Below are 24,235 nucleotides of genomic sequence, written 5' to 3'. Positions count from 1 at the left end.
TCACAACCTGTATGGGTTCGTCACGAATGCACAGTCATCCGAAAGCCGTTGCGTCAGGGCGAGCCGGGTCATGCGCGCCTCGAGGGCGGCAAGGTTTGCTTCGTAGCGCTCGACATGGATACGCCCGAATGCATCTCGGGCCTCTTCGGGGCCGATAACCAGCCCATAGCGCCGGTAAAGTTGGGCCACGAAATCCCGCAACTCGATGGTGTGCGTGACATTGGCGAGAACGAGGGAAAATAGCATCCCATCATCGAGGGCGAACCACGGCCCAACCCGTTGTCGCGACGTCGCCAGTCCTGACGCCTTTGCTAGCGGCAACAGGTACTTGTAGGTATTATTCTTGTCGCGTTGCATCGCATGGTCGATGAATGCTTCTAGTTGTTGCGCAGGTGTCGCAGCGTTTCCGCGATGGTCATCGCCCTTGGTGAAGCCAAATCTCTCCTTCAATGCTTGCTTGGCGAGTCCAGGATCGCTGCGCTCTAGCGCCATCTTCCAACGATCGCAGTCCCCAAGCACTCGCTCCACAAAGGCGCGTACCGCACGATTGGCGACATCCCGGTGCAGGTTGAGGTGGACCTTGGCCTCCTCGCGCAGCTGCTGGTTGCCTCCATCGGTAAGATCGGCAACGATCGGTATTGCTTTTGGTGCCCCAACCTCTTCCTGTGCCCGCTCCGCCAGATAGACGACGATGTTGAGCCCGGTGATACGGAAAAGAGGCTCGAAAAGGTGGCCCTCCGGCAAGCGATTGCACATCAGGATGTTAAGCCAGTCTTCGGCGAGACGATCATAGGCGGACAGGGTCAGGTGCGGGAGATATCCGATCTGGGTGTTGGACGCGCCGGTGTCTGCCGGGTCTGACAAGGCTTGTGCGATCCGATTGATCGGGTCGTTTTCGGAGAGAAGCCGCTCTTGGACCAACCGCTTCAGCTCGACTGCGAAAGATGAGCGGTTCAGCATCAAATATACAAGCTCGCCACCTCGGCCGAAGAAGCGACGGTCAGCCGTCCAGCCGCCGCGGGCCTCTCGCATGTCCGTGCAGATCATGTCCGGTCCGGTCACCGCGAGGAAGCGCGACGTCCACCGTCGGTTGTGCATCACATCAAGCTCACGCGACTGCAGCAGCCGGACTGCTTGGTGCAGAGCGTTGATATCCATTGAAAACCGTTCGTTTAGGTAGGCGAAGGCATCGTGCGAGGCCCCCGCACCGAGCTCGCGTTGTCCTTCACCGAACTGCGCGTTGACCCGTTTTTTCCATTCGTGCCACTTTTCGTGGTCAGGGATGGAACTGTCCTCGACAACCTGTTCAAGATGCCGATCCTGAAACAGCAAGAACCGCATCTTGCGGCGGTGAGGTAGAGCATAGTGGAATGCTTCATGTGCGTCCGGCTTGGGCAGGACGCTGCCTAGAGGTCTATCCGCGCAGACCGCTAGGGTCTCGAGGACAATCATGAACGGCTCCTGCTCCTGCATGAAGCGGTGACCGTGAATAAGCTCCTGCACACGCATGTCGGAACTGTCGAGGACGTTCGGGGGCGGCGGCAGTCTGCTAGTGGACATGATGTTCATCACCAGGCATCTCCCTCTGCCATGATTGCGATCGCATGCTCTTGCAGGTTGCCGTCCAACATCCGGACCTCCTTGGGCATCGGAGCTGCTCCGTCGAACTCGAACGCATGTCGGACTTCCGTGGCCACCTGCAACTGGAAGCGCTCGACCTCCCGCTGGCATTCCGAGGAAAAGCTGGCCGGTAGAGCACCATCGGCAATCCGAAGCAAGCACTCTACCAGGGTTGGTCGAAGCGCCAGGTCCACCGCCCGATCCACCCGCCCTCGGGTTACGACTCGAATTACCGGCGGTCGGCCGTTGTCGGAAGGACCGACGCGGTGGTTGCCCGACACAAGGAAGGACATCGTGCTAATGCCGCCAGTGCGAGGATGACCGGCATGCTGCACTAGCAGCGGGATTTCACTGCCCAGATAGACACCGGGTGGCGCTGTTATCCAAAGGCGATCGTCTGTGATCGTCATCTCACCGGTCATCATGCGGTTCAGTCCGCGCAGCAACTGGCGAGCAATCTGCTGTGGCATGCCCGAGCCGAGGAGGCCATCGACCATCGCGACGTAGTCGACGCCATGCTTGAAGACAGACAGATTCCACGGGCTGCGGTGTGGGTTGGTACGGACCTCGGCACTCTGCGGATCGAGCGAAAAGAACAGCCGCCGCCGCTGATCGACAATGGCGCGCTGAAGATCGGCTGAATGGCGGGAAGGGTCACCCCGGTACATGTCTCGAATCGACGCGAAGATGCGCTCTCCGTACCACGGACAGTCAGGCAAGCTTTCGTCGCCCCACAACAGCCCGTGATCGAAGACGTTGTTGGTTTCAAACCCCACCTGATACTCGCTGAGGACTGTGAAGGCGCCATATTGCCGGCGCTCGCGCTCGGTCAGGTTCACCCCAAAGGCATTGGCGAAGGGATTTGTCGAACCATAGTCGTTCTCCCGCGCCCGTCGCTGCGCCTTCTGACAAGTCAACAGGGTCGAACCGGCTCGTGCGTCTCCGAGCAGGATATTGACCGTGAGCAAGATTAGCTGACGGATCGACAGATGTCGTCCATCGGCGGCGGCCATGCGGATCATGTCCTTGAGCCGGGCACGCATTGATGCCGGATCGTTCCGGAGAAGGATGTCGCGGTTGCAGCGGATTGGACAGGGATTGTCCTTGTCGGCAAGCGCCGGACAGCCCTCGCACCCTCGCCATCCATCGTGGGCCACCACGCCGTCGACGATCTGATCCACAAGGTGGCGATGGGACTGCCGCGACATGTTGACGAGCAAGAAGTGTCCGTTCGGATCTTCGCGGGCGTCGGTGCGCAGCATCTCCGCGAAACGGTCGTGAAGCTCCGCTTCCCCACGATCTCGGAAGAACTTCAGCAGATGACCATCGTTGACACATATAATGAAGACTTCGGTGCTCTCGCCGGTCAGCGTAGCCATGATGTCGGGAAATATGCGGTTCTTCTCAGCTTCGTTGATCTCGCTGAGATCCTTAATGAAGAGAGCCGATCGGCCGGACGGCAAGGGTTTAGGCAGGGTATAGATCTTTTGTGTGTTGGACCAAACGCGAGCCTCGCCGGACAGCGCTTCGGCCACCTTCCGAGCAGTGTACGTTTTGCCATCCCCAGCCGTCCCGGTAAGGATCACACATTTTGGCGTGGCGGACTGCAGAAGCCCGATCAACTCGGCAGTGAGGGGCTGGTCAATTTCAAGGGCCGCACAGCCGGTCCTCTTGGCGGCCTCAACCACAAACTCATCGTAGAGATTATTCGAGGACGCTTGAGGGCCGTAGGAGGCCAGGAAATCGACGAGGGGGTTGCTGTTCATCCTAGCCTCACAAGTGGCAGATGGCGCATCCGTCTTCCGGCTCGCCTGTTGGGGTCGCATAGCGCTCGCGAAGCTTTTCCAGCTCTTCCAGCGAGCGGGTCTGAGACCAAGTAAAGCGCCGCCCGTTCGCCTTGGTCACCTCGTAGGTCTTGGCCGCCTCGAAGAGCTCAGGGTGACGTTCTTTCAGCCCCTGCCACTCTCCGACTTGCTGATAAAAACAGAAGTAGCAGCCCGACCGCGACCGCCAATCGTAGTAGGGCGGCAGCCCGAGACCGCTGCCCAGCAGCAAGTCGCGAACCTCGTCGAGGCCGAAGCCGATGTCCTTGAGCGGATAGACCGGCAAGATGTTGTTGCGGTTGGACAGCACTACCGGCTTGGCGCGTCCTGTTTCGGGCTGCACTTCGTCGTCTTCAGGTGAGGGTCCGGCAGAGGCGCCGCGAAAGCCTTCCCTGTTCTCGTCAGCACGAATGCCGATGTAGCTAAATGCATTGTCGCCGCCGACGAAATGCTCGAACGGCTTGATCTTAAGCATGCGAGTGCACCAGCGCGCCTGCGGGTTAGGGAGGAAGCCCGAATAGACTTCGTTCAGCAAGACATCGAAGGGCGACCGGCGCCCACCTTTTGAGCGCACCTGCAGCTCGGGTAAATCGAGGGCAGTAAGCCGGTTGATTTCGACTCCGAAGATCGCCTCGAACCGGCGCAGATAGCTGTAGGTCTCGGGCAGCTCTGCCCCGGTGTCTGTGAACACGAACTCCAACGGCAGGTCGCTGTGCCGTTCGAGCATATACACCGCCAGCGCGGTGGAGTCCTTGCCCCCACTCAGCGGGATGATATGGCGCCGTGACCGGTCCTGCACCGCATCGGAAAGACTAGTTGGCGTCATGACGTTCCCCTGTATATCTCATCCAAGTATTTGATCAGACGCGCACGACCGATTTTTGCATCGTAAACATCAAAAATTGTCGCCAGCTTGTTGCGCAAAAAAGGCTCGAATGCGTCGCTGCCGTCCGCGCGCTCAAGCACCGCTTCTTCAATCCGCACAAGTGCCTCCTCGAGCCGAGCGCGAAAGAGGTCAGCCGTCCGGTCATCCCATGCTTCGAAGCCCTCTCCGCATAGAATGCCGCTCAACTGAGTTACGAAACCTCGCGCGCCCCTGGGGGAGTTGCTGGAGCTGCGCGCACGTGCGAGTACGCCCCTAGCTTCATGATCAAGGGCGCGCACCTCTTCGTCTCCCAGTGGAACGCAGGCCGCCCACTCCGAGGCCGCATCGAGAAGAGAGCGCGGGCTGCCCCTGAGCCGGCGGCTAAAAATCGCTGCAGCGACGTCAATTGCTTGGTCAGCAAAGGCCGATGATACACCTTCGATCTGGCGTACAGCTGTAGCAAATACTTCAATCGTCTCTGCGTTCAGGGCTGGCTCTCCGAGCACCTGCGGCAGTTCTCGGAATAGGAAGTTTACGGGGTCGAAAGACTTCTTGCGCAACAGAGGCTGGAGCAGATCCGCATTCTCGCCCAAGCCTTTTGTGCTGAGGGCCGTAGGCGGAAGTCCACTTCGCCATTCCAGTAAGGCATCGTAAAGCCCTCGCAGCAGGTCTGGCTCCTGCGGGTCAAGGTCTCCGACTAGACACCGGATCATCTTCTTGAGATTGCTTGATTGCCCTGACGTCAGAGTCGGCACTTCCAGTTCGAACCGCTTTGGTTCCTCGCACATCTTTTCAATCAGGCTTGGCTGGATGTCGTCCACATACCTCGCGCGGCCATCGACGAGTTCCCGCAACGCCAACGCTCTTCCGAACGCAATCATACCTGCCGTCAACAGGAGTGGCAGCACACCTTCCCGCAGCCCGATTGGTGGGGCTGTCAGCCGGTCGATGAGGTCCTCTACACTCTTGAGTCGTTCAGATGGTTGGGCAAAGAATCCCTCGATCTCTGACCATACATGCCTCATCGAGAGATCATCTAATTCGGAAGGCATCCGCCACCGCCAAGCGCCGTTGATGCAGCCATAGAGGCCGGTGTGCTCGAAGACCGTGCGGTAGATCGAGGCGTCGGCGGATGTGGCGCCTTCGTAGCCGAGCGCACGGATACCAGTGCGTTCGATGATCGCAAGCATGCAGCGTTTGCGGGCCGAGCGAGTTACTGCCGAGACTCTGCGCCGGACAACCTGCTCGTTGGCGATCCGCGGAGTATAGGGGAAGCGCTCCTCGAACAGGCGCGAAAGGATCTCGCCTGACGTGCCGCTCTCGGCGAACCTGTGAATCGCCGGCCCAGACAACCAGACAACTTCGCCACGGTCGGGGTTCATCAGGCGTTCGAGGCTCTGACGCAGTGCTGCCTCGGCCTCGGACTTCAGTTCCTGAAGCTCGCGCTCCACTAGCGGGTCGGTGGCAAGAAGCTCGTGGCGGTCTAACAGCGCCTCCATTGCGAGGAGGTCAGCGAGAATTGGGCCAACCTCGGCGGAACGGCGGGGCAGTGCCAAGATTAGGTGGGGCGGAAGGGCGCGGGCAAGCTCCATGAGGTCCGACCGGTCTGCAGTAGCGTCGATGACTAGCGCCACAAGCGCATCCTCGCCATCGGCATGAGCCCGGAGTACCTCCAAGCCTGGAGCCGAGATCAGGTCGCCTTCGCGCACGAAGCGGGCCCGAGCGAAGCGGGTAATACCTCGGGCGTGGTTGTAAGGTGGCGCAGTATAGGCATCTGGCGGGAACATCCGTTCCAGCGACTCCACCGGGTCGCTTTCCATCGCCAATCGCGTGGCCTCCTCAGCGACCATCTGACCAAGGTCGATGTCAGCGCCATGCCAGACCGAAATGTCGTCCACCCTGCGGCGATGGAGGAGCAGTTTGCGCGCCACCAGCGCTTCGATTGCGGCATCGACGGCCTCTGACGTCGTTGGGCTGCCCTCCGCCACAGCATAGACCAGCCGCGCGTGCGGCAGCTTCAGCCGCTCCGCGCTGCGGCCAAGTTGCAGTAACGCCGCGGTCTTTATCACCCTCCGTTCTAGATCTGTTTCGGCGCGTGACAGCGCTGTCTCTGTCTCGACAAAGCGGCGGTGGGTGCCACCTGGTCCTGTGTCGGAGCGCATCGCGGGGGCGAAGAAGTCGTAGAGCGCATCAACGCCTAGAGCTGTCCCAGGCTCGGCCGCCGCCACCACATCAGCAAGGTAGCGGAACATCGTCCGTTCGGCCTGAGCCACCTGCGCGGCGAGGCTTGGCAGAATCTGAAGCGCTGCCGGTGTCAGCGGCGCAGTGCGGGAGAGGATGTCGGACAGCCTTGCGTCGTCGGTAATATCGGCAAAGAAGCCAGCGGCTCGGGCGCGGGCAATGGCAGCTGCATCAGGCGTGTCGCGCCGCTCGTCAAGCGCCTCAGCCAGCATCTCCATCGCGTCGACGCCATCGTCGATCAAGCTGAGCGTTTCAAATCGCCCCTCGATCTTTCTCCACGCTGATTGTGCCGTGTCCGATGCACGTCGGGTGTAATGGTAGACCCCTTGGTGCATGAGGGTGGTCAGCGTCACCCGAGGCTCGGTCCGTCGCACCGCCCATTCCGCCAGATCCTGCACCGCCAGCAGGTCCTCTGGACGGCCCTCGCGCACAAGGGTTTCGAGATGCTGGCCGAACTCGTCCCAAACGATAGCGATCTGCGCCATGCCGTTCCGGCGGGCAAGGCGGAGGATTGCCGCAAGAACCTTGGAGAGCGGGCCTGCTTCCACTTCCGCCCGCTCGGCAAGCTCCGCAGCTAGGTCGGGGCAGGCGCCATGCAGCAGCAGGAGTAGCGTCGACCCGTGGGTCTCGACTGAGCCCAAAGCCGGGTCAACTGCAGCGATGCGCGCGCGCAGTTGCCGGGCCATAGTCGGATCGCCAGCAAGAAGGGTGATCCCCGCAAGCGCGGCAAGCGATTTTCCCGCGCCATAGGGTGCGACCACATTAGTGGCCGAGCTCCGTTCAAGTCCGCAGACAGCGCGTACCACCTGTAGGGTCTTGCGCGTGGGACGGTATGCGGCGATCACCTCTGCCCGCGCGCGGTCATCCGCGATGTTGATTGAGCGCAAGAGGTTCATGCCGCCTCCCGGGCTGCGCCAACGCGGTCGTAGAAGCGCCGCGCCCAGGTCGCGGCAGCCGCACTCGGCAGCGAAACATAGCGTTCTCCGGCCAGTGTCCGCACCCGCAGTACCTCGGGCCCCAGTTCCCGTTCACTTGCTGCGGCAAGATCCAAGAGCGCTTCGCGTGACCGACCCAACATCGCCCCAGCCCGTGTCATCGGCGCGCTGCCGATCGCGATGTCCTGCAAAATCCCCTCACGCAAAGTGGCGGAGGGTTGGCTCATCCCGAGCGCCGAAAGGACGAGCCCAAGTGCCTCCGGCGGGATGGGCGTCGTTTCCGATCGCTCGAAACGGTCCGTCCCGTAGAGATGTCGCCACAGATCAAGCCGGTGAAATGGTGAACCTAGATTGTCTTCTGGATCGCTACGCGAACGTGGCACCGGTACGGCGTAGGCCTGCATCACAGCAGCGACCTCGCGTTGCACCGTCTTTACAGCTGGTGCCTTTCCTCGTTTCGGCGAGAGATCGCGCATCAGTGCCTCAGCTAATACTGTCCGGTTGCAGCGCTCTGGTCGACGCGGCGAGAAAAACCAAGGCAGCGACGTCTCGGCTCCACAAGTCATTGCGCTGGCATGCACCAGCCACCAAGTACCCAGCCGAACCATGTAAGGATCATACTCTGCCAATATGGCGCCGAGGGGCGTGGGCTCTAGCGGACTGTTCCTGCTCGACCGTGTCGCGAGGCCCGTCGCATGCAACCACCAGCCAATTGATTTAGCCATGTTGCGCCCGACTCCAAGCTGGTCCGCTGTCTCGGGTGCCGAAAACACGCCTATACCGCCTGCTCGCAGGTGAAGGAGGCCCTTCGTCAACCAGCCTGGCCTCGGATAGAAGGTTTCATGTCCGCCAAGCTTCATACAAGCCCACCCATCATCTCCCGAAGAAACAGCGCCTCTTCCACCATTGTTTGTGCTGCGAAGTCGACGTCATCTTCTTTTGTGTCGACGGCAAAAGCTATTCGGAGGCTTGCATAGGCATCGTCTCTTGACAGGCCCATCGCAAGTAGTGTGCGTGACGGCTCTGGCTGCCCCGAGGAGCATGCCGAAACCTGCGAGCAAATGATGCCACGCGCCTCGAGGCGAGCCACAAGTGCCATGCCATCCACACCCTGAATCGTAAGACTGGCAGTGTTCGGCACCCGCTGCGTATCCGAGCCATTCACGCGGACGCCGGGGATTGCAGCAATAACTTGCTTCTCAAAGCTGTCGCGCAGTCTGCCCATGCGAGCAATAGCGCTATCTAGGTTCCGCTTTCGGAGTTCGCACGCAACGCCGAGACCAACGATACCTGATACGTTTAATGTACCGCCTCGCAAACCACGCTCTTGCCCGCCACCTATTAAAACTTCTACTTGCGGCACAGTTCCCGGCTGTATCAAAATCCCAATACCTTTCGGCCCGTGCAGCTTGTGACCTGAAAAAGTAAGATAAGATACGCTATCCGCTTCAAAAACAACCCGCCCCACCGCTTGTGAGGCGTCAATCAGACAAACGGCGCAATATTTTTGTGCCATGAGCTTGATTCCAGTCAGATCCTGAAGAACACCCGTTTCGCCATTGGCCCAAGCGAAAGCAATCAGTTTAGGGCCGCTAACGGCCTCTAGAACTGATTCAAGTGCTTCCAGTCGCCAGCGCCCGGATTTGTCCAGAGGAACTGTTCTGACTTTCTGTGGCATGTGTCGAAAATAAAATCCTGCCACAGCTGGGTGCTCTGCCGTCGAGGTAATAAGCGTCGCTCCGAGTGTCGCGTGATAACGCAACACTGCCTCGTTAGCTTCAGTAGCACCGGAAGTAAAAACCACTTGCTCTGCCCGCGCTCCAAGCAGTCGTGCCACTTGTTCACGGGATAGCGCCACTGTCCGTGCGGCGGCCTGTCCAAATCCGTGCGGGCTCGACGGATTAGCCCAGTCACTTTCGAGCGACCGAGTTACGGCGGCTACGACCTCTGGGAATGGTCGAGTAGTAGCGTTATTGTCGAGGTAGACTATTTGGGAATGCATCTGTTCAACTAACGTCTCTCATCACTTCGGCCGGATTCAAAAGCACAATCTGCTGATCGTGCGGCTTCCGTACTGAAGGATCGGTATCTAGGCCAAGCCGCTTCAGCGCGTAATACAATAGCGCGCGTCTTACCTTGATCTTCGACTTGCCGCCGCGCATGCCGTAGTCCAGAGCGATGACCTTCGCCTGCGTATCCGAGAGGTCGGGATGAGGGGCGATCTCCAGCGTTACCTCGGAGTGCCAATCATTGTCGTCGACGGCCGACGTGTCGGTGCCCCGCGAACCGCGGATCTTGAGCATTCGGGACAGCAGGAAATCCTTGAAACAATTGTCAGCAAAACAGAACGCTCGCGTGTGCCAGCGGAAGCCGTCGAAGGCTATTGCGTGAGGCGCGATCCAGCGCCAGCTTGGCTCCGGGTGGGACAGGGATTGGTATCTTACCTCGATTGCTTCGGACCGGCGGATGGCTCCTACGACAGAACGAAGCGTCAACGGATTGACCCCGCGCACAGGCATAGGGGCAGATGCGTACGGCGGGAGATTGGCAATCCAGGAGTCCTCGCGGTCGAGGACTCCGTCAGCGAGCGAGCGTAGCTGCGCTAAGTAGCGGCTGGCATTGGGCTCCAGGAACCGAGCTTCGAAGTTCGAGCCACGTACATATGTCCGCGCGCTCTTATCGTAGACCATGTTGCCGGGTGCGAAGCCGATGTAGCGGTTCAGGTCGGTGGACGCTTGGTTCACCGAGACCCCGAACTGATCCATCAGATCACTGCGATTCACATGCCCCTCCCAGAACAAGCGGAACTCTATGAACTCGAGGCGTTGCTCGACGCCCCAGCGCAGTTCCGACTCGGCATTAGTCATCATGGTCTCCCGGCCCAATCAGTGCGAACGGAAACTATGCACACCCACTTTATGGGCCTACGAAAACCCTATCCACATGAGTGGACACAATCAATGGCTTTTGTCTTCGAAACACAGATCATCATCGTGAGGTCAAATGACCAGTGACCCCTCGTAGTAGGCTTCCACCTCGATTTCCCCGCGAGGGGAAAAGGGGGCTCATGCCCCCTTCTCGAACTTCATGACCGGGATGCCGAGCTTCTTGGCTTTGTCGGCGAGGTTTTCCTGGATGCCATTGCCCGGGAAGACGAGGACACCCACCGGCAGCACATCGAGCATGGCGTCGTTGCGCTTGAATGGGGCGGCCTTGGCATGCTTGGTCCAGTCGGGCTTGAAGGCGACCTGCGTCACGCCCCTCGCCTCGGCCCATTTGGCGGCGATGAGTTCCGCGCCTTTCGGGCTTCCTCCGTGCAGAAGGACCATATCGGGATACTTGGTCCGGACCTGGTCGAGCTTTCCCCAGATCAGGCGGTGATCGTTGAAGTCGGTCCCACCGGTGAGGGCGACCTTGGGGCCTGCGGGCAACATCACCTCGGTCTCCGCGCGGCGCTTGGCGGCCAGAAAGTCGCGGCTGTCGATCAGCGCCGCGGTCATATGCTGGCGGTTCACCATCGAGCCAGTGCGGGGGCGCCAGGTCGAGCCCGTGTGATGGACGAACTCGGTCGCGGCGTGATCGCGCATCATGTCCATGCAGTTCCGACGTTCGATCAGCGTCAGGCCTTCGGCCGTCAGGCGCTCGAGTTCGGTGGATTTCACCTCGGAGCCGTCCTGCTCGCGCTGCAGGCGGCGCTGCGCCTGTTCGTTTTCATCGAGCGACCGCTCGATCCGGGCCGTCGCGCGGTGGAAGAGGTTGACCTGGCCCCAGAGCACCTCTTCGAGGTCGGGTTCCATGCGGGTGTCTTCCAGGGTCGCGACGAGGGCGTCGAAGATGTCGGCGACGGCGACAGCGAGGCGCTGCCCATCGGGCATGGGGCGCGGATCGGGCTCGTCAAAGGGGCGGTAGCCATAGAGCTGCAGCTCGTCGAGCGCATGGGCGGTCTGGGATGCGGTGTGGGCGGGTTCATACGCGTCGTCATGGGTGTGGATCGTCATCGGTTCTTGCCTCCGGGCCAGTCTCGTCCGCGCGACAACCCGCGCGGCCTTCATGGGCTGCGGAAGCCGTCACGGGGGACGCCCCTTCACCCCGCCTTCGGGGCCGGAACGCATGTGGAGGAGGACGGGGGGCGGCTGATTTGTTTCGCGATGCAAAGGCGGCTCTGCCGCCGGCGGAAATCAGTCGCCCCCCGTCCTTGAAGGGGCGGCCCCTTTGACGGCCGCCTGCCCATCTCTTGAAGGCCGTGTGGGTGACGGGTGGATGAGATTGCCCGGGAAGAGGCAAAAGGCGACAATCCACAGCCATGACAGGGATCCGTGACCCCTGCCCCGCTGTCCCCTGACCGCCCCTTGCGCGATGCAAGTCAGCCCAACAGGCGTTGCCGATCCTCGGGCCCGATCTGCCCTGCCAGATGCTGGCGCAGCGCTTCCTTGCCGTACGCCCGGAGATCATCATTGAAATCCCCGAGCCGCGGTTCAAGAACCCGCACGGCAATCCCGACCTCGGTTACTCTGGCGCTCAACTTCTCTGCCGCGCGTTGCCCGGCCGGATCGCGGTCGATGGCGATGTAGAGGCGCTGCACCGCCTCCGGCAGCAGGACCGCTCCGAGGTGACCTGACGAGAGTGCCGCCCAGATGGGAAGGCCGGGCACTGCCTCCACCAGGGACAGCATGGTCTCGATGCCTTCGCCGACCACAAGGATGTCGTCACACGGGGTCAGCCTGACGGCATTGCCGAGGAGGTGACCCATGGCACGCCGCTGCGTCTCGACAGCCGCCTTCCCCTGTCCGTCAGGCGCAAGCCAGGTGCGATGCACGCCCTGCAAGGCCCCTGCCCCATCGGTGACTGCAGCGATCAGCGCCGGTCTGGGGATGCTGCGGCTCTGGCCTTCATCCCGATGCCAGCACTTCGGGTGGAAGCGAAGCGCACTGATCATGCCGCCTTGGGAGATGCCCCGGGAGCGGAGGTAGGTGTCGGCAAGCGTGCCTGCGACCGGCACCGAGGCTGCGAAAAGGCGCGCCGCCGCCGCTGGTGTGCCACCAGGGGCTTTGGCCTTCTTTGGCACTGGCGCATCCGGGAGGACCGGCTGCGGACGGCCCAAATGCGCTCGGGCCTCGGCCAGAAGATCGGGAAAGCGGGAGATCCCAGTCCGCTCGCGGATGATATCGAGAAGATCGCCATGCTCGCCCGTGGCACCATCGGTGAACTTGCCGGCCGCGCCCGGCCCTGAGGCGGGTCCAGTCAGCCGCACAAAGAGCGACCGGCCAGGGTTGTTCTGCAGATCGCCTACGATCCAGTAGGACCCTTCCCGCCGACCGGCGGGAAGGTAAGCGCGACAGACGCCTTCGGCGTTTTCTGCGAGGGCTCGGATCACCTCTTCAGTCTCGGAATACATGGATCAACACCCTCCGCGTGCATGTAGTCCCGTTACAGGACAACGTGCAAGCAGACGATCCAGCACGGCAATGCCGCCCGAGTCCGCCGGGCAGAAGAGACGCAGTTTCCAGCTGATTATCTCCGAGAAGAAGCCATCGGCCTTCAGCCGGTCTTTGGAGGCATCAGTGAAGCCGGAGAGCTCGATCCGGTTCACGCCCATGACGCGTGAACGGTGGAGTTCCATCCCCTCGGCGAGCCGCACGACCGTCTTGCCCTCCAGAACGATGGCCTGGACCTGCGCCGCCGTGAGTTGCGGCGCGTCAGCGGCCAGCGTGGTCGCGACCCAAGACGGCGAGACGCGGCGACCGATGATGCGCTGGCCATCGTCGGTCTGCAGGCGGTAGACGCGGGTTTCGTCCTGGGGGAGCTGCTTCCAGATCGGCAGCAGCAGGCCCGCCACGATGTGCAGTGTAGACTCGCTGAACTCCGGCACCTCGGCCAGTTCGGAATTCCAGGCGGCGGCGAAGGCCGCGCGGTCGGCCTCGAGCCAATGGGTATCGTCCATCATTCTGGCCGGAACCGTGCTCGCCTCCGTCGGGCGGATGAGCCTCAGCCGCGGCTCGATCGTGCCATCATCCAGCATCAGGCTTGTGGCAGGCACCTGCACGGCTGCCCGGCCCGAGCGGCTGTTGACCAGAAGCCGCGCCTTCGGGTCATCGAGCCAGTCGAGCGCATCTGCGAGGGACGTCGGCGTGTTGCGGCGTTTTTCGGCGATGGTGAGGAGCTGGGTTTCTGCACCGGAACCCGGATGGGTATAGATCACCCGGGCATCGGTGACGCGGAAGCTCTCGGCGCGCAGGGTCTCGAGCCCAAGGTCATAAACCCCGGCCGCGATTGCCCCCTCGATGCGCTGGTCGAGCAATTCCTCGAAGGCCGAGAACAGCACGGCTTGCATGTCGATCGTCAGGGCCAATAGGCGATTGAGGAAGGTCGTGATCGGCGGCAGGTCGTCTTTGAGGCCATTGTCATCGGTCAGGCTGAGGCCGGTGGCATCCTCGAAGGCCCCGAGCGAACAGCCAGCCACATCGCCGCGATAGATGCGGCGGTAGAGTTGGCGCAGGGCGTCGCGGGCATAGGGAGACTCGAGGTTGTCCTCGGGCCGGAACAGCCCCTGCCCGCCGGTCTGACGCTGGCCGCGCGTGATGGCGCCGAGCGTGTCGAGGCGGCGTGCGATGGTGGAGAGGAACCGCTTCTCCGCCTTCACATCGGTGGCCACTGGCCGGAAGAGCGGCGGCTGCGCCTGATTGGTGCGGTTCGTGCGCCCAAGGCCCTGGATGGCGGCATCGGCCTTCCAGCCCGGCTCCAGCAGATAGTGAACCCGCAAGCGCTGGTTCCTGGCCCCGAGATCCGCGTGATAACTGCGCCCCGTGCCCCCGGCATCCGAGAAGATCAGGATGCGCTTCTGGTCATCCATGAAGGCGGCGGTTTCCGCGAGGTTGGCCGAGCCAGCCCGGCTTTCGACGACGAGGCGCGCGGCAGGACCCTCGCCCTTCCTCACGATCCGACGCGAGCGGCCCGTGACCTCAGCCACGAGGTCGGTGCCGAAACGCTGGACGATCTGGTCGAGCGCGCCCGGCACGGGCGGCAGCGAGGCCAGTTTCTCGATCAGCGCGTCGCGCCTGCGGGCGGCCTCGCGGCATTCCACCGGTTGGCCATCCCGCACAACAGGCCGGGAGGAGAGGTTGCCCTCGCTGTCGGTGAAAGGCTCATAGAGCTGCACCGGGAAGGAATGGGCGAGGTAGTCAAGGACGTATTCCCGCGGGGTAATGTCGACGCGGATGTCGTTCCACTCGTCGGTCGGGATCTCCGATAGGCGGCGCTCCATCAGCGCCTCGCCGGTCGAGACGATCTGGATGACGCACGCCTGCCCCGCCGCGAGATCGACCTCGATGCTGGAGATCAAGGTGGGGGTTTTCATCGACGTCAGCAGGTGTCCGAAGAAGCGCTGCTTGGCGGATTCGAAGGCCGAGCGCGCGGCAGATTTGGCCTGGCGGTTCAGCGTGCCGCTCTCACCCGTGATGTTCGCCGCCTCCATCGCGGCAGCAAGGTTGTTGTGGATGATGGCGAAGGCCCCCGCATAGGCATCGTAGGTGCCGCGCTGGTCGGGCGTCAGCGTATGCTCGAGCATCTCGTATTCGACACCGTCGTAGGAGAGCGAGCGGGCGGTATAGAGGCCAAGCGACCGCAGGTCGCGGGCGAGGACCTCCATTGCCGCAACCCCGCCCGCCTCGATGGCCTCGACGAACTCACCGCGCGTCGCGAAGGGGAAATCTTCCCCGCCCCAAAGCCCGAGACGCTGTGCATAGGCGAGGTTGTGGACCGTCGTCGCGCCCGTGGCCGAAACATAGACCACGCGGGCATTGGGCAGTTTGTGCTGCAAGCGCAGGCCCGCCCTGCCCTGCTGCGAGGCCTCGGTATCGCCGCGCTCGCCCTTGCCACCGGCGGCATTGGCCATGGCGTGGCTTTCGTCGAAGAGGATCACCCCGTCGAAATCCGCCCCGAGCCAGTCGACGATCTGATCGACGCGGGATTTCTTGGCCCCGCGTTCCTCCGAGCGCAGCGTCGCATAGGTGGTGAAGAGGATGCCCTCGGTCAGCGGGATGTCGCGGCCTTGGGCGAAGCGCGAGAGCGGTGTGACGAGCAGCCGCTCTTGCCCGAGCGCCGACCAGTCGCGCTGCGCATCCTCGAGGAGCTTGTCGCTCTTCGAGATCCAGAGCGCCTTGCGGCGACCCTGACACCAGTTGTCGAGCAGGATCCCGGCCGACTGGCGGCCTTTGCCCGCGCCAGTGCCGTCGCCGAGGAAGAAGCCGCGACGGAAGCGCACGGCGTCCGCGGCATCGTCGGGCGCGGCCGAGACCATATCGCCGGTTTCATCGACGGTCCACGAACCGGCGAGATAGGCGCCATGCGCCTCGCCCGCGTAGATCACCGTCTCGAGCTGGGCGTCGGAAAGCAGGCCGTCGCGCAGAACGGCTGCGGGGAGTTTCGGGCGGTAGGAAGGTTTCGGGGGCGCGACCGAAGCCATCGCCGCGGACTGGACCAGCTTGGTCGGGTGCGGGGCAGCGCCAGGGATGTCGATCGCCTGCAGGCGGAAGGTCTCATAAATGGCATCCGATAGGCGCATACCAGCTGCCCCGTCCTCGGTCGGACCGCGCAGGGTATAGGCAAGGTCTGCGGCCTCGATCTGTGGAGCGGTGTTGGTGGGGGGTGTTGCTGGCGTGGCGCGCGATGTGCTGATGGCCTTGCGCGTGGTGCGGGCAGGATTTCCCGGGACGGGGGAAGTGGCGCCCTGCCGGGCTGGTGCGACCTGCGCCAGCGCGAGGCGCGGGGGGACGTGGGCAGTGATCAGCGACAGCAGGCTGGCGACATCAGGCGAAATCGGGCGCGCCAGATCGGCTGTGATGCCGCCCGCCTCGCCACCGCGACATTTGTCAAAGACCGAGATCCGGGTCTCGAAGCTGGTGCCGTGCTTGGCAAAAGCGGCACCGGACACAGCGCCCGTGAACACCAGATGCGCGGTCTCGGTCAGGCGTGTGAAGGTCTCGGCCCAAGCCGGGACATCAGGCGCAAAACCCGCCCCCGTGATGGCCACCAGACGCCCACCGGGCGCGAGACGGGCTAGGGCCGAGCGCAGATGCCGGGCCGTCGCCTCGGTCGTCCGGCCATCGACATTGGCCACCGCGGAGAAGGGCGGGTTCATCAGGATGACGCTCGGGCGAAGGCCTGCGTCCAGATGATCGTCGATTTGTGCTGCGTCGAAGGTAGTGACGGGACGCCCCGGGAAAAGGTGACGCAGAAGATCGGCACGGGTCTCGGCGAGTTCGTTCAGCGCGAGACTGCCACCCGTGACCTCGGCGAGGATCGCCAGAAGCCCTGTCCCGGCCGAAGGCTCGAGGACGAGGTCACGGGGCGTGATCTGCGCTGCAGCCATCGCCGCCAGCCCCATCGGCAGCGGCGTCGAGAATTGCTGGAAGCGCTCCATCTCTTCCGAGCGCCGGGTATGCGTGGGCAAAAGGCCCGCCACCTTGGCGACGATCGGCAGCAACGCGGCAGGTGAGCCCGCCCGGGTCAGAAGCGCGCGACCGAACTTCCGCAGGAAGAGGACCAGCGCCACCTCGCCCGCCTCATAGGCGAGCTTCCAATCCCAGGCGCCATCGGCATCGGAGCCGCCAAAGGCGCGCTCCATCTCCAGCCGTAGACGCAGCGCGTCGATCTGGAAGCCTTGGGCGAGATCGGGCTGCAGAGCCTCGGCCACGGCGAGTATCGCGGGCGCGGGCGCGAGATCGCGAGATGGAACAGGAACGGGAGGCGCAACGGGCGCGAGATAGGTCATCGGGAAACTCCGGAATGAGGGACATGGACAGGCCCGGGCACCCTCTCTCGGGCACCCTCAGGCCTGATCTTCCCCGACCCTCCTTTCCCTCTCGAACCGCCGCACCCCGGACACTTGGCTTGATTTTGTTCTTGTTATGTTCTAAATTGAGGAACAAGCCAGAAAGGGGGTTCCCGATGGACAGCACCACGCATGCCCTGCCCGCGACGGCCAAGCAGATCGCTTATGCGCGGTCGCTCGCCCTGCGCAACAACACCCTCCTGCCCTGGGAAGTTCAGCAGGACCGCCGGTCGCTCAGCGCCTGGATCGAGGCGCAGGCCAAGCTGAAACCAGTCTTCGACATGGATCGGTTGCCGACCTCAAAGCAGGTGGCCTTCGCGGAGAAACTCGCCCGGATCAAACGGCGCGCCGTCCCGGATGAATGCTTCCGCGACAAGGGACTGATGTCGAAATGGATCGACGGGAATAAGTAGCGGGAATCTTCCGAAAGATGGTCAGTCAGGCTTGAACGCTGCATTGGCCGTCCGCGCGATGTCCGCGCAGCGGTCCATCAAGTCGCCAAAAGGCTCTGGTGTTGATGCAAGCAGGCCGTCCTCGACCATCCGGCCATAATCGTCAGCGAGAGCCTTGAGAGCATCGCCGCCTGGGACCAGTTGTAGATGCCCAGAGGTTGCGGTGCCGTAATCGATCCACGTGGCATCCGCCGCCTTCTCTGCAAAGAACATCGTCTTGTGCCGGGCGACAGCGGTCGCAAGCGCGCGATCTTGGATGGCGGCAGCGGCGATGCCCGCATCGTCCAACCGGGCGACATCATGCCAGTGGCGAGAAAAGCGATCCCCTCGCATACGGTTTTGCAAACAGAAGACGTGGATCGCTGTCGCCTTTTCCCAGAACGTCCGTTCCGCATGCATCACACGCGGGCGGGCAGTGGGAAACTCCACGCCTGCGATCACCGACGCGGCATCGCAAACGATATCGCGTGGGGATGCGGGCTCTCCTGTAGAACGCGCGCCGAATTCCAGCATCACGCTCGGAGAAACGTATCCAGTGCCTTGGGCGAGGTGCGGGTAGTCGATGAACAGCTTGTCGCCATCAATCCGAAGGCCGGCATCGACCCCTTCCCGATCAATTGCCTGCTGCAGGATCGGCTGAATGGTCCCGGCCACCCATTCAGGCCAAGCCTTTCGAACACGTTTCGACCAGCGCCGCTCTTCGCTGGATGTGGCGGGCATTGCGTCTTCACGGCCCTCCAGCAGATCCGGGATCAGCGCTCTGATATCGAAGGTCAGATCCACATCCTCGGAAAACCGGTCAATGACCCGGTAGGCCTTCGACAGAGAGGTGCCACCCTTGAAGACGAGGTTTGTGCCGATGGGCGATCCAAACAATTGCTGGATCGCCCAGACCACCCAGACGTCCTTTTCGAGGAGATGGGCTGGTCGGCCGAGCCGATCGGCCGCGACACCAAGAGCATCCAGTCGGTCCTTACCGCTGAGGCGCAGGAATGCCTCAGCCATGGACCATCTCTCCGACTAATCGTGCCAGCCAAGTCGGAAACTGCGGCGCGGCGGACACGAGTTCGGTCTTTGCCGTCTCCGTGAGCTTGGATCGCAGGATTTGAAGAGCTTTGGGAGCCTCATCCGGCCCGAGCCATGCCAGCGCACGGACGGCCTGGCCCGAGGTCTTGCTCCCAAGGGCCAACTGCCAACGCGGCGCATGACGCAGTTCGACTGCCTGCCGGCCAAGGCTCAGCACGCGGCTTCGACCGGAAGTAAGGTAAACCGACTTGACCGGCACCTGTGTCGTGAGGCCCAGAGCGTTTGCCGCAGCAGCGCCACTCGGGACGATCGTCTCACCCCGCTGCACAGCGAGCGCTTCAATCGCCTGTTCAGCCGACGGGCTACGCGGTCCAAAGCGTGTCTGGACCGGGCGCATGTAGATGCCGCGTCCTGCACGGATCAACTCGCCGCGCGCAGCCAGACGCGACAGCGTTTGATCGACCGCCGCGCGCGAGCCGAGATGCAAAAGCCCCTTCGCTGCCAAGGGTACCCCCTCCGGCAACGTCGTTGCGACATTCATAATGCTCTCGGCTATGCGCTCCATGATCGCTCCTTTGTCAGAAACATACGCGGTTTTCTGACAGTTTTCAACCGTGCGCCCTTACCCGAAGCGACGCCCGGCTTCCGTGAACGTGTAATCGTTGACGATGATCCCCTCCTCGATTGCCTCATCCGAGGTGAGGTGGTCGTATTCAGCCTCAAGCTGGCGGTAGAGCCAGCGGGCCAGATCGCGCAGCGCGTCGGTCACGATCTCCTCGGCGTCCTCGGTCGGCGGCTGCCAGGTCGGGCTGTCGCGGGTGACGTCTACGGACATGGTGTATTCGTGGTAGTAGCGCCCGCGGTGGCTGACCTCGGCGGCGAGTTGGTAGAAGTTCCGCCGCTGTATGGCCTGCAACCGGTCGGCGATGCAGTGCAGCGTGGCGTCGGTCGGGGCGTAGTCCCGGATGCGCGCGGCTGCGCCCTTTGCGTGGGACCAATAGCCCTCGAAGCAGGCCCCGTCGCCCTGGCTCCAGAAGCCGGAGAACCAGATGCAGGGCTTGGCCCGCGTGCCGCCGCCCATCAGGCGGACGGGGGTGGTCTTCAGGCGGATGCCGAGGATGTCACAGACCCGCTCGAAATCCTCATAGACCGAATCCCACCAATCGTCATGGGGGCCAAGCTCGCGATACCAGCTGCGCGCCTTTTCCTTGGCGGCATCCGAGAGTTCGGGGAACTGGTAGACCGTGGTGCAGATCACCTCAGGCATCGGCGTCCTCCCCGTTCAGTGCAGCGACCAGCCATTCCTGGCTGCTCGTCCAGCCGAAGGATTTCCGCGCACCGAGATCGATGACATGCGCGCCACCGCCGAAGGCGTCGAGACGGGGCCGGGAGCAGGTCAGGGCGTACTCGAACCCCCAGAGGCCGGCGAGGTCGATCTCTTCCGCAAGGCGCAACACGAAGCGGATGACAGCTTCGACATCGCCGTGGTCGTCGTCATGGATCCAGATGGCGCTGCCATCAGGCGCGTCCTGGCGCACGAGATCAAAGCCCGTGACCTCCGGGTCGTCGGCGTCCTGATCCGCAGCGCGGAGTTCTTGGAACAGCGCGAGCGCGCGGGCGGCCTTGTCGGGGGTGCCGACGTCGAGCAGGCATGAGAAGTGGGTGAAGTAATCCGCCATGTGGACCTCCTGAGTGGGAAGACCCGGCCAGGAGGCCGGGCACTGGATTGGGATGAAGGGTGGTTCGGGGCGATCAGCCGGTGCGCCTGTCGCCCGCCACCTGTCGCGCGGCATGGGCGCAGAGCATCTGCCGATAGAAGCGCTTGCGCGCGGCCCGGAAGCCGCGAACGGCGCGCGTGTCGGGGTGAAGCGCCCGGACCGCCGCGCGCAGGACGGTGTAGGGCGAGGCCGTCGCTGGCAGGCCGAGGCGCTGATAGGCCGGATCGGTCATCTCAGGCGACCTCGACCACGGGCGAAGCGAGATGCGGATCAACCAACGCCTCGATCTGCGCCGAACGGCCCATCCAGGGTTCCGGCCGGATGGCCTTCACCCAATCGGCAAAGCTCGGGATGAAGCCGAGATCCTCTTTCACATGTTGTTCGCCAACCCATCGGGTCGGGATGATGCGCCCGGTCGAGAGCGTGATGGTCTGGCCGAAGATCGTCTCGGCCATGAAGATGCCTTCGGCATGGTGGCGCAGCGCCCGGTGCCGGAAGTCGGCTGTGATCTCCTTGCTCTGGTCGAACCAGGCATGCACGACGATGAAATCGTCGACCGTGCCGCCCCATTTTTTCACTGAGGACAGGGCGTGGTGATAGGGATGTGCCATCGCCGCCCCCTCAGAAATCATGCGTGTAGAGTTCGGACGAGGTGTACCGCTCGTTGAACTCGAGGTGGATGCAGCGGGCTGCAGCGTCGAAGCAGAACTCGCCCCAGGCGCCGTCGTTGTTCTCCCAGCCGCCATGGGTGTCGGAAAGGAAGTCGTAGGCCAGTTGCTCGACCACATCCTCCAGCGAGAGCTGCCGCATCTCGACCTCGGGGTCGTCCCAGGTGAGCGCGGCGTAGTCGATCGCGGCGGCGGGGAAATCGACGGCGGTTTCACCGGACCATGCGCCGATGCTTTCGATCTGGCCGCTGTCCCCAGCACCGTCAAAGGTCACGGTGACATGGGTGATGCCGGCAGCCATCAGGCCATCGAAGAGGCGGTCCTTGTTGCCGGGGCGCAGCGCTTCGATCCGGGCCGCGCGTTCGGCATGCGCCGCGAAGATCTGCGCCATGTCGACGGTCGGGGGTGCCATCGGCGGTGCGAGCGTGGGTTCAGTCATGTTCATCGGGTGTCTCCGGTAAGGGGAAGGGATCGGAGCCGGGCCGGGCGATCTCTCTCCCCCGGACAAGTTCCAAATCCCCCCATGCCCGCCTCTGCCTCTCGGGCCTCACGCAGCGACCTGCAGCGCCCTGGCGGCAAAAGCGCGCCAGAGCGGGTCAACGAGACGCCCATCCAGAAGATCAGCGCGGTGGCGCAGCCGCTGCGCGAGATCGGGCTCACCCCAGGTCGCCGCGCGGCCCGCCTGCGCGCGCAGCTGGCTCGCCTCGGTCACCACGCCCCGCGCTTCTGTGGCGCTCATCACCGGGTGACACCATGCGACGGCGCAGTCGCTGGCGGCCCCGGCCAGCACAAGGCGCTCGTCGCGGTCGAAGATCGCCAGCAGCTGGGGCGCGGTGTTCGTGGCCATCCCCTCGGCATGGTCGAGCGCGCCCAGCATGGCATCGGCCAGCGTCGCAAAGCGCGCGAGAACCAAGGGTGCGGCCCGGCCCGACATCAGATCAGCCGGTGCGCGGAGCGACAGGGTCAGGGCGAAGGGGTGATTGGAGTCAGCGTCTCCGGTCGGAATGTGCGGCGGGACGCCCCGCGCATAGGCAGTCGGGTGGATGGGCAATGGCAGGTCGAACATGGAAAGATCTCCGACGGCGCGGGAAGCCTCTCTCCCCGCCTCATCCGTCAAAGACCAAACCGCCGCCCTCTTCCTCGAAGGGGCGGCCGTGACGGGTCCGATGGGCCATCAGAGCTTGCCGAGGGCCCGCAAGCTCAGCTCGGTCCCGGCACCGACGATGATGTGGTCATGCAGCGTCAGGCCGAGATACTTGCAGCCCTTCTGGATCTCCTTGGTCATGCTGAGATCAGCCTCGGACGGCGTGGGATCACCCGACGGGTGGTTGTGGATCAGGATCAGGGCGCTGGCGTTCAGCATCAGGGCGCGCTTGATCACCTCGCGCGGATAGACCGGGACATGGTCAACCGTGCCGGTCGACAAAAGCTCATCGGCGATGATGCGGTTCTTGCGGTCGAGATAGAGGACATGGAACCGCTCGATCGGGCCACGCACGGTCAGAGCGCAATAGTCCATCAGCGCCTGCCAGCTGCCGATGACCGGGTTCTGGCTGAGGTAGCGGCCGAGGATGTCGCGTGCCTCGAGAATGACGGTTTCTTCCTGGGGGGTCATGGGCGTCTCGCTGAAATCCGCACACCGAAGCCCCCTGCCCTTTCGGGGCATGGCCAGCGGCGTGCATGTTGAGAAAAAGGCTACAGCGACCGCCCCGGTGTCGGGCGGTCGCTGCATGGAGGCTCTGTCAGCCGACCCGGTCGAGGAGCTTCTTGGCGCGCCCCTCCATGTCGAGCCGGGCGTCCTGCTGGGTCTTGTCGCGCGCAAGCCGCGTGATGCCCTGCACGAAGTCGAAGATGCTTTCCGGCGGGCGGCCCTCTTCCAACAGCACCTTCTCGATGATCTTGCCGGACTCCGCCTTCGAGAAGCCCCGCTTGCGCAGGAAATCCGCGCGATCCTCATCGCTGCGCGCCACGATCTGCTGCCGCGCGGCCTTGATGCCATTCACGAACCCCTGCGGCGAGGAATTGGCGAAGCGCGTCAGCGCCGGGGCCGCCTCATGGGCAAAGCGCGAGGCGGCGTATTTCGAATGGCGGATCTTGATCTCCTGGAATTCCTCGACGCCCCACAGATTCCTGTTTTGACACACTGCCCGCAGGTAGAAGCTCGCCATGCCGAGGGTCTTGGCCCCCACCTCGGAATTCCAGCAATAGAATCCTCGGAAGTAGAGGTCGGGGGAGCCGTCCGGCAGACGGCCTGCCTCGATCGGGTTGTGATCATCGACCAGGAACAGGAAGACATCGCGGTCCGAGGCATAAAGCGTGGTCGTGTCGCGGCTGATCTCGACATCGGGGTTGTAGACCCCGGTCGACCAGTCGAGCACGCCCGGCACCTTCCAGCGCGTGTCGCCCGTGCCGTTGCCCGCGATGCGCTGCACCGCCTCGACCAGTTCGAAATCGTGGATCCGGCCATAGTCCGGGCCGGTGACCGCGCGCAGTTCGGTACGGCCGTCTTCCGTCTCGAAGGTCTTCACCTGCTCCGCGCGGTGGTTGGTCAAGCCATATTGCAGGTTGATCCCCGCCAGCGGCGCGGGCAGCTGCCGAAGGTAAGACGCCGGTGCGCCGACGATGCTGGCAAGCTGGCCGAAGGCCCAGTGCGTGGGCGCGACCGGCTCATGTGCCTTCGGCAGCATCAGGTGCAACCGCTCAGGATTGTCGCGCGCGGCCTCGACCCGGATGTCCGCCGTCTGCACCACCCGGCTGCGGCTGCGCTCGGAGCGGCCCTTCACCGATGTCCAGAGATCGTCGAGCGACAGATACCGCTCATCATCTGGCCGGTTGAACCACTCGGACGACACCCGCCCGTTCCGCTCACCCCGGCTCACGTCCACTTTCCAGCCACCCGCCCGCGTCGGTGCGACCGGATCCAGAACTTCCACAACGCCCATCGGCTATCTCCCGCGACGGGCGCCGGGAGCCACTCTCCCAGCCCTCAACCCGTCACCGGGAAACCGGCACTCCTCTCACTCTTAGATTGGAGCGCGAGCGGCAGTAACGCGGACCA

At 63.3% G+C, this 24,235-nt stretch carries 21 protein-coding genes; 1 reads left to right on the top strand and 20 read right to left on the bottom strand.

Annotated features, from left to right (window positions below; translation table 11 throughout):
- The 10 genes from EV663_RS11605 to EV663_RS11560 all read right to left on the bottom strand — a co-directional run bounded on the left by EV663_RS11605 (window position 1) and on the right by EV663_RS11560 (window position 17,253).
- Entirely contained in the window at window positions 1–1,569 is a 1,569-nt protein-coding gene (locus EV663_RS11605) for a hypothetical protein (protein WP_132952022.1), read from the bottom strand.
- Window positions 1,569–3,386 carry an ATP-binding protein gene (locus EV663_RS11600; protein WP_132952020.1) on the bottom strand — a complete coding sequence of 606 codons (1,818 nt, stop codon included), beginning with the start codon at window positions 3,384–3,386 and terminating at the stop codon, window positions 1,569–1,571. The genes EV663_RS11605 and EV663_RS11600 overlap by 1 nt, the downstream gene beginning before the upstream one ends.
- A 7-nt stretch (window positions 3,387–3,393) precedes the next feature.
- Window positions 3,394–4,269, bottom strand: a complete 876-nt coding sequence (locus EV663_RS11595) for a phosphoadenosine phosphosulfate reductase domain-containing protein (RefSeq protein WP_132952018.1) — start codon at window positions 4,267–4,269, stop codon at window positions 3,394–3,396.
- Window positions 4,266–7,445 (bottom strand): hypothetical protein, encoded by a 3,180-nt coding sequence (locus EV663_RS11590; protein WP_132952016.1) that lies wholly within the window; start codon window positions 7,443–7,445, stop codon window positions 4,266–4,268. The genes EV663_RS11595 and EV663_RS11590 overlap by 4 nt, the downstream gene beginning before the upstream one ends.
- A complete protein-coding gene (locus EV663_RS11585; RefSeq protein WP_132952014.1) occupies window positions 7,442–8,344 on the bottom strand; it encodes a DUF4007 family protein in 903 nt (300 codons plus the stop codon). Before EV663_RS11585 ends, EV663_RS11590 begins: the two co-directional genes overlap by 4 nt.
- Window positions 8,341–9,486 carry a cysteine desulfurase family protein gene (locus tag EV663_RS11580; protein ID WP_132952012.1) on the bottom strand — a complete coding sequence of 382 codons (1,146 nt, stop codon included), beginning with the start codon at window positions 9,484–9,486 and terminating at the stop codon, window positions 8,341–8,343. The genes EV663_RS11585 and EV663_RS11580 overlap by 4 nt, the downstream gene beginning before the upstream one ends.
- A gap of 4 nt (window positions 9,487–9,490) precedes the next feature.
- Entirely contained in the window at window positions 9,491–10,351 is an 861-nt protein-coding gene (locus tag EV663_RS11575; RefSeq protein WP_165910186.1) for a BrxR family helix-turn-helix transcriptional regulator, read from the bottom strand.
- A 198-nt stretch (window positions 10,352–10,549) separates the two neighbouring features.
- Entirely contained in the window at window positions 10,550–11,482 is a 933-nt protein-coding gene (locus tag EV663_RS11570) for a DUF2493 domain-containing protein (protein ID WP_131389963.1), read from the bottom strand.
- Between the two features lie 365 nt (window positions 11,483–11,847).
- The gene (locus tag EV663_RS11565) at window positions 11,848–12,879 is read right to left on the bottom strand and encodes a DUF7146 domain-containing protein (protein ID WP_132952010.1); all 1,032 of its coding nucleotides are present in this window, start codon (window positions 12,877–12,879) and stop codon (window positions 11,848–11,850) included.
- A 3-nt stretch (window positions 12,880–12,882) separates the two neighbouring features.
- The gene (locus EV663_RS11560) at window positions 12,883–17,253 is read right to left on the bottom strand and encodes a bifunctional class I SAM-dependent methyltransferase/DEAD/DEAH box helicase (RefSeq protein WP_132952008.1); all 4,371 of its coding nucleotides are present in this window, start codon (window positions 17,251–17,253) and stop codon (window positions 12,883–12,885) included.
- 176 nt (window positions 17,254–17,429) lie between these two features.
- Between EV663_RS11560 and EV663_RS11555 the strand changes: the two genes are divergently transcribed.
- Window positions 17,430–17,726: a hypothetical protein gene (locus EV663_RS11555; RefSeq protein WP_132952007.1), complete on the top strand. Its 297-nt coding sequence runs from the start codon at window positions 17,430–17,432 to the stop codon at window positions 17,724–17,726.
- Window positions 17,727–17,747: 21 nt separating this feature from the next.
- Here EV663_RS11555 and EV663_RS11550 read toward each other — a convergent pair whose 3' ends face one another.
- From EV663_RS11550 to EV663_RS11505, 10 genes are all read right to left on the bottom strand, one after another.
- On the bottom strand, window positions 17,748–18,770 hold the full coding sequence (locus EV663_RS11550) for a nucleotidyl transferase AbiEii/AbiGii toxin family protein (RefSeq protein ID WP_132952006.1): 1,023 nt from the start codon (window positions 18,768–18,770) through the stop codon (window positions 17,748–17,750).
- Entirely contained in the window at window positions 18,763–19,356 is a 594-nt protein-coding gene (locus EV663_RS11545; protein WP_132952004.1) for a DUF6088 family protein, read from the bottom strand. The genes EV663_RS11550 and EV663_RS11545 overlap by 8 nt, the downstream gene beginning before the upstream one ends.
- 57 nt (window positions 19,357–19,413) lie before the next feature.
- Window positions 19,414–20,058: an antitoxin of toxin-antitoxin stability system gene (locus EV663_RS11540; RefSeq protein WP_132952002.1), complete on the bottom strand. Its 645-nt coding sequence runs from the start codon at window positions 20,056–20,058 to the stop codon at window positions 19,414–19,416.
- Window positions 20,051–20,470, bottom strand: coding sequence for a hypothetical protein (locus tag EV663_RS11535; RefSeq protein WP_132952000.1), 420 nt, complete (start codon window positions 20,468–20,470; stop codon window positions 20,051–20,053). The genes EV663_RS11540 and EV663_RS11535 overlap by 8 nt, the downstream gene beginning before the upstream one ends.
- A 73-nt stretch (window positions 20,471–20,543) precedes the next feature.
- A complete protein-coding gene (locus EV663_RS11530; protein WP_132951998.1) occupies window positions 20,544–20,741 on the bottom strand; it encodes a hypothetical protein in 198 nt (65 codons plus the stop codon).
- A gap of 1 nt (window position 20,742) precedes the next feature.
- Entirely contained in the window at window positions 20,743–21,120 is a 378-nt protein-coding gene (locus EV663_RS11525) for a DUF6915 family protein (RefSeq protein WP_132951996.1), read from the bottom strand.
- Between the two features lie 10 nt (window positions 21,121–21,130).
- Window positions 21,131–21,622 carry a DUF6878 family protein gene (locus EV663_RS11520; protein ID WP_132951994.1) on the bottom strand — a complete coding sequence of 164 codons (492 nt, stop codon included), beginning with the start codon at window positions 21,620–21,622 and terminating at the stop codon, window positions 21,131–21,133.
- Window positions 21,623–21,724: 102 nt separating this feature from the next.
- A complete protein-coding gene (locus EV663_RS11515) occupies window positions 21,725–22,243 on the bottom strand; it encodes a DNA repair protein RadC (RefSeq protein WP_132951992.1) in 519 nt (172 codons plus the stop codon).
- A 108-nt stretch (window positions 22,244–22,351) separates the two neighbouring features.
- On the bottom strand, window positions 22,352–22,792 hold the full coding sequence (locus EV663_RS11510) for a JAB domain-containing protein (protein ID WP_114276349.1): 441 nt from the start codon (window positions 22,790–22,792) through the stop codon (window positions 22,352–22,354).
- 127 nt (window positions 22,793–22,919) lie between these two features.
- On the bottom strand, window positions 22,920–24,119 hold the full coding sequence (locus EV663_RS11505; protein ID WP_132951990.1) for a DUF932 domain-containing protein: 1,200 nt from the start codon (window positions 24,117–24,119) through the stop codon (window positions 22,920–22,922).
- Window positions 24,120–24,235: the final 116 nt, after the last annotated feature.

This window comes from Rhodovulum bhavnagarense (genome assembly GCF_004343505.1).
GTDB lineage: Bacteria > Pseudomonadota > Alphaproteobacteria > Rhodobacterales > Rhodobacteraceae > Rhodovulum > Rhodovulum bhavnagarense.
Note: the sequence above shows the minus strand (reverse complement) of the source record. Positions and strands in the feature narration are given on the sequence as shown.